The sequence below is a fragment of the Streptomyces sp. NPDC002690 genome (assembly GCF_053592415.1).
In genome coordinates, this window is the sequence record NZ_JBSFVR010000420.1 from 1 (window position 1) to 6,117 (window position 6,117).

5 protein-coding genes and 1 pseudogene are annotated in these 6,117 nt (G+C 69.9%); all 6 read left to right on the forward strand.

What is annotated here, in order from left to right; all coding sequences use genetic code 11:
• Window positions 1-460: pseudogene (locus ACWD3D_RS32250) on the forward strand (potassium-transporting ATPase subunit B); the annotation flags it as partial.
• Window positions 461-465: 5 nt separating this feature from the next.
• Window positions 466-1,134, forward strand: coding sequence for a potassium-transporting ATPase subunit C (locus tag ACWD3D_RS32255; RefSeq protein WP_451464277.1), 669 nt, complete (start codon window positions 466-468; stop codon window positions 1,132-1,134).
• 219 nt (window positions 1,135-1,353) lie between these two features.
• On the forward strand, window positions 1,354-3,897 hold the full coding sequence (locus ACWD3D_RS32260; RefSeq protein WP_451464278.1) for an ATP-binding protein: 2,544 nt from the start codon (window positions 1,354-1,356) through the stop codon (window positions 3,895-3,897).
• Window positions 3,898-4,039: 142 nt separating this feature from the next.
• Entirely contained in the window at window positions 4,040-4,732 is a 693-nt protein-coding gene (locus ACWD3D_RS32265) for a response regulator (RefSeq protein WP_266709955.1), read from the forward strand.
• Window positions 4,733-4,916: 184 nt separating this feature from the next.
• Entirely contained in the window at window positions 4,917-5,267 is a 351-nt protein-coding gene (locus ACWD3D_RS32270) for an OB-fold nucleic acid binding domain-containing protein (protein ID WP_451464279.1), read from the forward strand.
• 3 nt (window positions 5,268-5,270) lie between these two features.
• Window positions 5,271-6,071 (forward strand): DUF3159 domain-containing protein, encoded by an 801-nt coding sequence (locus tag ACWD3D_RS32275; protein ID WP_451464280.1) that lies wholly within the window; start codon window positions 5,271-5,273, stop codon window positions 6,069-6,071.
• Window positions 6,072-6,117 lie beyond the last annotated feature (46 nt).

Sequence of the window (6,117 nt, forward strand, 5' to 3'; positions counted from 1 at the left end):
CGGCGTGGCGATGAACACCGGCACCTCGGCCGCCAAGGAGGCCGGGAACATGGTGGACCTGGACTCCAACCCCACCAAGCTGATCGAGATCGTCGCGATCGGCAAGCAGCTCCTGATCACCCGTGGTGCGCTCACGACCTTCTCGATCGCCAACGACGTCGCGAAGTACTTCGCGATCATCCCGGCCATGTTCGCGGTGGTCTACCCGGGCCTGGACAAGCTCAACATCATGCGGCTCGACTCCCCGCAGTCCGCGATCCTGTCCGCCGTCGTCTTCAACGCGCTGATCATCGTCGCGCTGGTGCCGCTCGCCCTCAAGGGAGTCCGCTACCGCCCCGCCGGCGCGGACAGCATGCTCCGGCGCAACCTCGGGATCTACGGCCTCGGCGGCCTGGTCGCCCCGTTCATCGGCATCAAGATCATCGACCTGATCATCTCCCTCATCCCCGGAATCGGCTGATCGGCATGAACACCTCCGTAGGAAACACGACCCGGCTGCTGCTGGCCGGTCTGAGGGCCCTGCTCGTCCTCACCCTGGTCTGCGGCGTCATCTACCCGCTCGCGGTCACCGGTGTCGCCCAGGCGCTCTTCTCCCACAAGGCCAACGGCTCCGAGGTCAGCAGCGACGGCAAGGTCGTCGGCTCCGAGCTGATCGGCCAGCGCTACGACCTGCCTCTCAAGGACGGCCAGGAGGCGGCGGACCCGGACCTCAAGTGGTTCCAGCCCCGCCCCACCAACGGTCTCGGCAGCAACAGCGTCAACACCCAGTACAAGCTGATCCTCTCCGGGGCGACCAACCGCTCGGGCGACAACAAGGACCTGATCGACTGGGTCACCGCCGCCAAGGCCGCCGTGGTCGAGGACAACTCCGTCCCCGGCCACCCGGTCGACCCCGACGACGTGCCGGCCGACGCCGTCACCTCCTCCGGCTCCGGCCTCGACCCCGACATCTCCCCGGAGTACGCGGAGATCCAGATCCGCCGCGTCGCCGAGAAGAACCACCTCCCGGTGGACCAAGTGAGCAAGCTGGTCGACGAGAACACCAGCGGACGCATCATCGGCTTCATCGGTGAACCCCGCGTCAACGTCCTCAAGCTGAACATCGCGCTGAAGGAACTCGTCGACGCGGGCTGACCAGGTCAGTGCTCCGGGGCCCGGCGGAGCCCCGGAGCCGCCGCGTGTCCCGCCCGGCCTCCTCCCCTGGCCGGGCGGGACACGCGGCGTCCCGCATCAGGGTTCCGTCAATACGGACACCCGGTGCGACCGCCATCCGAAATGCCCGGATCTCCGGGAGTAGCGTCGTCAGTGGCTGCCGCACGGGCCGCAGCCCGAGCAAGAGAAGACAATGGGGCCATGGCACGCGGCAAGCTTCGTATCTATCTGGGGGCGGCACCCGGCGTCGGCAAGACCTACGCCATGCTCTCGGAGGCCCACCGGCGCATCGAACGGGGCACCGACTGCGTCGTCGCCTTCGTCGAGCACCACGACCGGCCCCGTACCGAGGTGATGCTGCACGGTCTCGAACAGATCCGGCGGCGCGAGATCGAGTACCGCTCGGCGGTCTTCACCGAGATGGACGTGGACGCCGTACTGGAGCGGGCCCCCCAGGTCGCCCTCGTGGACGAACTCGCCCACACCAACGTCCCCGGCGCCCGCAACGCCAAGCGCTGGCAGGACGTCGAGGAACTCCTCCAGGCGGGCATCGACGTCGTCTCGACCGTCAACATCCAGCACCTGGAGTCGCTCGGCGACGTGGTCGAGTCGATAACCGGCGTCCGGCAGCGCGAGACCGTCCCCGACGAGGTCGTCCGCCGCGCCGACCAGATCGAACTGGTCGACATGTCGCCCCAGGCGCTGCGCCGCCGCATGGCCCACGGCAACATCTACAAGCCCGACAAGCTCGACGCGGCCCTCTCCAACTACTTCCGCCCCGGCAACCTCACCGCCCTGCGCGAGCTGGCCCTGCTCTGGGTCGCCGACCGGGTGGACGAGTACCTCCAGCAGTACCGGGGCGAGCACAACATCAGCTCCACCTGGCAGGCCCGCGAGCGCATCGTCGTCGGACTCACCGGCGGACCCGAGGGCCGCACCCTCATCCGCCGCGCCTCCCGGATGGCGGCCAAGGGCTCCGGCAGCGAGATCCTCGCCGTCTACATCGCCCGCAGCGACGGCCTCACCTCGGCCTCGCCCAAGGAACTCACCGTCCAGCGGACCCTCGTCGAGGACCTGGGCGGAACCTTCCACCACGTCATCGGCGACGACATCCCGGCCGCCCTTCTCGCCTTCGCGCGCGGGGTCAACGCCACCCAGATCGTCCTCGGCTCCAGCCGCCGCAAGACCTGGCAGTACATCTACGGCCCCGGCGTGGGCGCCACCGTCGCGCGCGAGTCCGGGCCCGACCTCGACGTCCACATCGTCACCCACGACGAGGTCGCCAAGGGCAGAGGACTGCCCATCGCCCGGGGCGCCCGGCTCGGCCGCGCCCGGATCATCTGGGGCTGGCTGGTCGGTGTCGGAGGGCCCGCGCTCCTCTCCGTGTTCCTGCGCAGCATGGAGGACGGTCCCGGGCTCGCCAACGACGTCCTGCTCTTCCTCTTCCTGACGGTGGCCGCCGCCCTGCTCGGCGGCCTGCTGCCGGCGCTCGCGTCCGCCGCCGCCGGGTCCCTGCTGCTGAACTACTGGTTCACCCCACCGACCCACACCCTGACCGTGCAGGACCCGGAGAACATCGTCGCCATCGTGATCTTCTTCGCGGTGGCGGTCTCGGTCGCCTCCGTGGTCGACCTCGCGGCGAGACGTACCCACCAGGCCGCACGACTGCGCGCGGAATCGGAGATCCTCTCCTTCCTGGCCGGCAGTGTGCTGCGCGGCGAGACCACCCTGGACGCCCTGCTGGAACGGGTCCGCGAGACCTTCGCCATGGAGTCCGTCGCCCTGCTGGAGCGGCAGAGCGACGTCGAACCGTGGACCTGCGCCGGATCGGTCGGACCCAGCCCGGTGATCCGGCCCGACGACGCCGACGTGGACATGCCGGTCGGCGACCACATGGCGCTCGCGCTCTCCGGCCGGGTGCTGCCCGCCGAGGACCGCCGGGTGCTCGGCGCGTTCGCCGCCCAGGCCGCCGTCGTACTGGACCGCCAGCGCCTGGTCGGCGAGGCCGAGAAGGCCCGCAGGCTCGCCGAGGGCAACCGCATCAGGACCGCCCTGCTGGCCGCGGTCAGCCACGACCTGCGCACCCCGCTCGCCGCCATCAAGGCCGCCGTCAGCTCGCTCCGCTCCGACGACGTCGCCTGGTCCGAGGACGACGAGGCCGAACTCCTCGAAGGCATAGAGAACGGCGCCGACCGCCTGGACCACTTGGTCGGCAACCTGCTCGACATGTCGCGCCTCCAGACCGGAACCGTCACTCCGCTGATCCGCGAGATCGACCTCGACGAGGTCGTCCCGATGGCGCTCGGAGGCGTACCCGAGGGCAGCGTCGAACTCGACATCCCGGAGACCCTGCCGATGGTCGCCGTCGACCCCGGGCTGCTGGAGCGGACCGTGGCCAACGTCGTGGAGAACGCCGTCAAGTACAGTCCGGACGGCACCCCCGTCGTCGTGGCCGCCAGCACGCTGGGCGACCGCGTCGAGCTCCGGGTCTCCGACCGGGGGCCCGGTGTCCCCGACGAGGGCAAGCGGCGGATCTTCGAGCCCTTCCAGCGGTACGGCGACGCTCCGCGCGGCGCCGGGGTCGGCCTCGGCCTGGCCGTCGCCCGGGGATTCGCCGAATCGATGGGCGGCACCCTCGACGCGGAGGACACCCCCGGCGGGGGCATGACCATGGTGCTGACGCTCAAGACGGCGGCCGACCACGTACCCGCAAGCCCCGACCTGTCCCCGCAGGTCACCTCGTGACGTGGTGACGGCGGGGCGAACACAACGCCCCGGCGTCCGTCACACCCCCGGCGTCCGTCACACCCCCGGCGTCCGTCACACCCCCGACATCCGGGTACAGCAGAATCTCTTCCCCGTACAGCAGCAGAAAGGCAGGACCGCGATGACCCGGGTGCTTGTGGTCGACGACGAGCCGCAGATCGTACGCGCCCTCGTGATCAACCTGAAGGCACGGAAGTACGAGGTCGACGCCGCGCCCGACGGGGCCACCGCCCTTCAGCTCGCCGCCGCCCGCCACCCCGACGTGGTGGTGCTGGACCTGGGGCTGCCCGACATGGACGGGGTCGAGGTCATCAGGGGACTCCGGGGCTGGACCCGGGTCCCGATCCTGGTCCTCTCCGCCCGGCACACCTCGGACGAGAAGGTGGAGGCGCTCGACGCGGGCGCCGACGACTACGTGACCAAGCCGTTCGGCATGGACGAGCTGCTCGCCCGGCTGCGGGCGTCGGTCCGCCGGGCGGAGCCGGTCGGCCAGGACGGCGCCGACGACGTGGTGATCGTCGAGACCGAGGGCTTCACCGTCGACCTGGCGGCCAAGAAGGTCCACCGCGACGGCCGTGACGTCCGCCTCACCCCCACCGAATGGCACCTGCTGGAGGTCCTGGTCCGCAACAGCGGTCGCCTCGTCAGCCAGAAGCAGCTCCTCCAAGAGGTCTGGGGCCCCTCCTACGGCACCGAGACCAACTATCTCCGCGTCTACATGGCCCAGCTCCGCCGCAAGCTGGAGGCCGACCCCTCGCACCCCCGGCATTTCGTCACCGAGCCGGGAATGGGCTACCGCTTCGAGCGCGGCTGAGCCTCACGCGTCCGTCGCCCGCCCGTCGCCCGCCTGTCGGTACGGGCATGGTCATGCACTCTTCCGAGTGACTTTTCGGGGGCCCACGACTAGGGCGCGGGACCGGTACTCTTCGGGTATGAGTGCTGTTCCTCGATTCGATAAAGCCGGGAAGGCGGAGCGGTCCACCGGACGCTTCCGCCGCATGCTCGACCGGCTGTCCAGCTCCCAGGAGGACCTGGAGTCCGAGGAGCTCAAGGAGGACGCGCACGCGTCGGGATGCACCCGCATCTCCGAATGCTCGGACCGCCAGATCGTCAAGGTGGCTGGTACGTTGCGGACCGTCACCCTGCGACCGCGTGCCGGAGTGCCCGCTCTGGAAGCGGAGCTCTTCGACGGCACCGCGCCGCTGGACGTGGTCTGGCTCGGCCGCCGCTCCATCGTCGGCATCGAGCCCGGCCGCAGGCTCATCGTTTCGGGCCGCGTCGCCATGAGCCACGGGCGCCGGGTGCTGTTCAACCCCACATACGAATTGCGACCGCTGGGCAAGGAGTAGCCGGTGACGTCTGACGACAAGCCGACGCACGACGGGGACCGTACCCCGCACACGGATCAGCAGGACGCGACGAACAGGGCGGTCACCGAGGCCGCTCTCTTCGAGGCGTTCGGCGGGGTCCGGGGGATGGTGGAGACCGTCCTGCCCGGACTGCTCTTCGTCACCATCTTCACCCTCAACAAGAACCTGCACGTGTCGGCCATCGCCGCGCTGGCGGTCTCGCTGCTGCTGGTCGTCGTCCGGCTGGTCCGCAAGGACACCGTCAAGCACGCGTTCAGTGGCGTCTTCGGCGTGGCCTTCGGTGTCGTCTTCGCGATGATCACGGGCAACGCCAAGGACTTCTACCTCCCGGGCATGCTCTACACGCTCGGCCTCGCGCTGGCCTATCTGATCACCACGCTGGCGGGTGTCCCGCTGATCGGGCTGATCCTCGGCCCGGTCTTCAAGGAGAACCTCTCCTGGCGGACCAGGAACCCCGGTCGCAAGCGCGCCTATGCCAAGGCGAGCTACGCCTGGGGCCTCATCCTGCTCGCCAAGTGCGCGATCCTCTTCCCGCTCTACTGGTGGGCCGACACGGCGCAGCTCGGCTGGGTGCTCGTCGGACTGAAGATCCCGCCGTTCCTGCTCGCCGTGTACCTCACCTGGGTCTTCCTGGCCAAGGCGCCGGCCCCGATCGACGTCTTCGCCGAGATGGAGGCCGCCGAGCAGGCGGAGAAGGACCGCGAGGCGGAGCGAGCGCGCGAGGCGGAGGCCGAGAAGGCCCGCTCCGCGGAGACCGCGGCGGCGCGGAACTACGACGCCTGACGGCACTCTCGCGTACCAGCGGCGGCAGACACCCCGATGTGTCTGC

Excerpts from the sequence above, each read along its gene's own strand:
- ACWD3D_RS32255 (WP_451464277.1), top strand. The coding sequence starts at position 466 with ATGAACACCTCCGTAGGAAACACGACCCGGCTGCTGCTGGCCGGTCTG.
- ACWD3D_RS32260 (WP_451464278.1), top strand. The coding sequence starts at position 1,354 with ATGGCACGCGGCAAGCTTCGTATCTATCTGGGGGCGGCACCCGGCGTC.
- ACWD3D_RS32265 (WP_266709955.1), top strand. The coding sequence starts at position 4,040 with ATGACCCGGGTGCTTGTGGTCGACGACGAGCCGCAGATCGTACGCGCC.
- ACWD3D_RS32270 (WP_451464279.1), top strand. The coding sequence starts at position 4,917 with ATGCTCGACCGGCTGTCCAGCTCCCAGGAGGACCTGGAGTCCGAGGAG.